This window comes from Shimia sediminis (assembly GCF_003990645.1).
Classification (GTDB): domain Bacteria; phylum Pseudomonadota; class Alphaproteobacteria; order Rhodobacterales; family Rhodobacteraceae; genus Shimia; species Shimia sediminis.
Window position 1 is genome coordinate 1 of sequence record NZ_RYZK01000115.1, and the last position, 524, is coordinate 524.

The 524-nt window shown below is 34.9% G+C and carries 1 protein-coding gene; it reads right to left on the minus strand.

Annotated features, from left to right (window positions below; all coding sequences use genetic code 11):
* Positions 1 to 240 precede the first annotated feature (240 nt).
* Positions 241 to 524 (minus strand): hypothetical protein (locus tag EK369_RS22075; protein ID WP_206198170.1); only part of this gene is annotated, 284 nt, incomplete at its 5' end.

Below are 524 nucleotides of genomic sequence, written 5' to 3' on the forward strand. Positions count from 1 at the left end.
ATAATATCTCACTCTAATAATCTACATTTTTGGATTTTACATTATTATATGCTACTATTTTTCCACAAATGTAATAATCATCTAAGATAATTATAAATAATGTACGCTTAACCGATTACTACTAAAAAAATGTGGCTTAAAAAGTTATTACCACAAATAACGTTATTAACGAAATGATCAATTTGACACATAAACGACTAATTTTTTAAAAAATAAATTTTGCGTCTTCTACATCTTCATTTACCAAATCTTCAAACCAAGTGGAGCAATTGGAAGAGCAGCTTTAGCAAGCAACGGAGCAGGAGCAATAGCAGGCAAAGCAAGTGGAGCTGGGGCTAAAATTGGAGCTGGAGCCAAAAGTGGTGCTGGTGCTATTGCAATAGGGGCAGCTAATGGACCAGGAGCCAAAAGGGGTGCCCCAATAAGACCTCCATGAGCGTTGGCGAAAAAGAGAACAAGAACAACAAATATCATGGATTTCATGTTTGATGAAGTTTTTAATATTATTATCGTGAGAGTTGAAC